Genomic DNA, 2,459 nt, shown 5'->3' on the forward strand with positions numbered 1-2,459 from the left:
GTCKAATGTGGGAGCGGGCTTGCTCGCGAAGGGCGCGACGCGGTCTAGCGTCGAACTTGCTTCAAGGTTTCAGCAATCAAAAACGCCAATTCCAACGACTGATCAGCATTCATCCGCGGATCACAATGGGTGTGATACCGGTCCGACAACCCATCCTCAGTAATCGGCCGTGCCCCGCCAATGCATTCGGTCACGTTCTGTCCGGTCATCTCGATATGGATGCCGCCGGCATAGCTGCCTTCCGCTTGATGAACCTGGAAGAACTGCTTCACCTCGCCAAGGATCTGCGCGAAGTCACGGGTCTTGTAGCCGCTGCTGGCCTTGATGGTGTTGCCGTGCATCGGGTCGGAGCTCCAGAGCACCTGCTTGCCTTCGCGCTGTACGGCGCGAATCAATGCCGGCAGGTGATCGCCGACCTTGGTGGCGCCCATCCGCGCGATCAGGTTCAGGCGACCTGGGTCGTTGTCCGGGTTCAGCACGTCGATCAGACGAATCAGGTCCTCAGGGTCCATGCTCGGGCCGACCTTGACCCCGATCGGGTTATTCACCCCGCGCAGGAATTCGACGTGTGCGCCATCAAGTTGGCGGGTGCGGTCGCCGATCCACAGCATGTGCGCCGAGCAATCGTAGTAATCGTTGGTCAGGCTGTCGCGCCGCACGAAGGCTTCTTCGTAGTTCAGCAGTAGCGCTTCGTGGGCGGTGAAGAAACTGGTCTCGCGCAGTTGCGGCGAGCTGTCCATGCCGCAGGCGCGCATGAACGCCAGGGTTTCATCGATGCGGTCGGCCAGGTGGCTGTATTTTTCCGCCAGTGCCGAGTTGGCGATGAAGTCCAGGTTCCACTTGTGCACCTGATGCAAGTCGGCAAAACCGCCTTGGGCGAACGCACGCAGCAAGTTCAGGGTGGCGGTGGACTGGTGGTAGGACTGCAGCAGGCGTTCCGGGTCCGGCACGCGGCTTTTTTCGTCGAAACCGATGCCGTTGACGATGTCGCCACGGTAGGCGGGCAGGGTCACGCCGTCGATGGTTTCGTCATTGGCTGAGCGCGGTTTAGCGAACTGACCGGCCATACGCCCGACCTTGACCACCGGGCAGCCGGCGGCGAAGGTCATGACGATGGCCATTTGCAGCAGGACTTTGAACGTGTCACGAATTTTCGCGGCGGAGAACTCGGCAAAGCTTTCGGCGCAATCGCCACCTTGCAGCAGGAACGCGCGACCCTGGGTCACTTCGGCAAACTGACGGCGTAACTCCCGGGCCTCACCGGCAAACACCAGCGGCGGATAACTGGCCAGGGTTTGCTCGACCTGCTGCAAATGCGCGGCGTCGGGGTAGTGGGGTTGTTGCTGGATCGGCAGGGCGCGCCAGCTGTCAGGGCTCCAGGGTTGGCTCATCACGTTCTCTAGTGTTTTACGCTCGGATGATCATGTTATCAGCAATTAGTGCGTGACCTGTTCCCGTCGCTTCGCGGACAATCGCGCCTTTGCCGCGCCCGCTCGCGGTTTTATTGCGCTGCTGTTTTTCACATGCCGGCGCGGCAACGATCAGGAGACGAAATGACTGAGGAGCGCGTCGAGCATCTGCTCGCCGAGGTGCAGGATGAGTTCGGCGTGATACGCGTGCTGGAAGTGGCCGATTACCGTTTCCTGGAATTCGGCGATGCCATCGAGCAGAGCTGCGTCTTCACCGCTGATCCGAGCTGGCTCGAGTACGACTACACCCGGGCGATGCTGATTGGTGCGCTGTGCCACGATCAGCCGGAAAGCGCGCTGTTTCTGGGGCTTGGCGCGGGCACGTTGACCCAGGCGTGCCTCAAGTTTTTGCCGCTGGAAGACGTCGAGGCGATTGAATTGCGCCCCGACGTACCGCGCCTGGCCATTGAATACCTCGGGCTGGATGACGATCCTCGGCTGTACATCCGCGTCGGTGATGCGCTGGAGCTTCTTGATACCGCTGAACCAGCGGACCTGATCTTCGTCGACCTGTATACCGATGTCGGGCCGGGTGTCGGGCATCTGGCCTGGAGCTTTCTGGAAAACTGCCAGAAACGCCTGAATTCGGGTGGCTGGCTGGTGATCAACCAATGGGCCACCGATGATGGCAAACCGTTGGGGGCCGCGTTGTTGCGTGGACTCTATCACCGGCATTACTGGGAGCTGCCGGTGAAGGAGGGCAATGTGATTCTGATCGTGCCTTCGGAGCTGGATCAGGAACTGGATATGGACGGTTTGATCGCGCGGGCAGAAGGGCTGGCGCCGCGATTGGGGTATTCATTGCAGTCGTTGATCAAGGCGATTCGGCCGGCGACTTGATGTGTCGTCTTTGATGGCCTCATCGCGGGCAAGCCTTGCTCCTACAGGTTGTGCGTAACCCTTGTAGGAGCATGGCTTGCCCGCGATGAGGCCATCAAAGACGACACATCAAGTCGCCGGCCGAATCGCCTTGATCAACGACTGCAATGA

At 60.3% G+C, this 2,459-nt stretch carries 2 protein-coding genes; one reads left to right on the forward strand and one right to left on the reverse strand.

Annotated elements, in window-relative coordinates:
* Positions 1-44: 44 nt before the first annotated feature.
* Positions 45-1,391 (reverse strand): class II 3-deoxy-7-phosphoheptulonate synthase, encoded by a 1,347-nt coding sequence (locus tag AC1DSG_RS30235; RefSeq protein WP_477794148.1) that lies wholly within the window; start codon positions 1,389-1,391, stop codon positions 45-47.
* Positions 1,392-1,553: 162 nt separating this feature from the next.
* On the opposite strand from AC1DSG_RS30235, the gene AC1DSG_RS30240 reads away from it, so the two are divergent.
* Positions 1,554-2,309 carry a spermidine synthase gene (locus tag AC1DSG_RS30240; protein WP_477794149.1) on the forward strand — a complete coding sequence of 252 codons (756 nt, stop codon included), beginning with the start codon at positions 1,554-1,556 and terminating at the stop codon, positions 2,307-2,309.
* Positions 2,310-2,459 lie beyond the last annotated feature (150 nt).

The sequence above is a fragment of the Pseudomonas sp. P5_A12 genome (assembly GCF_056400685.1).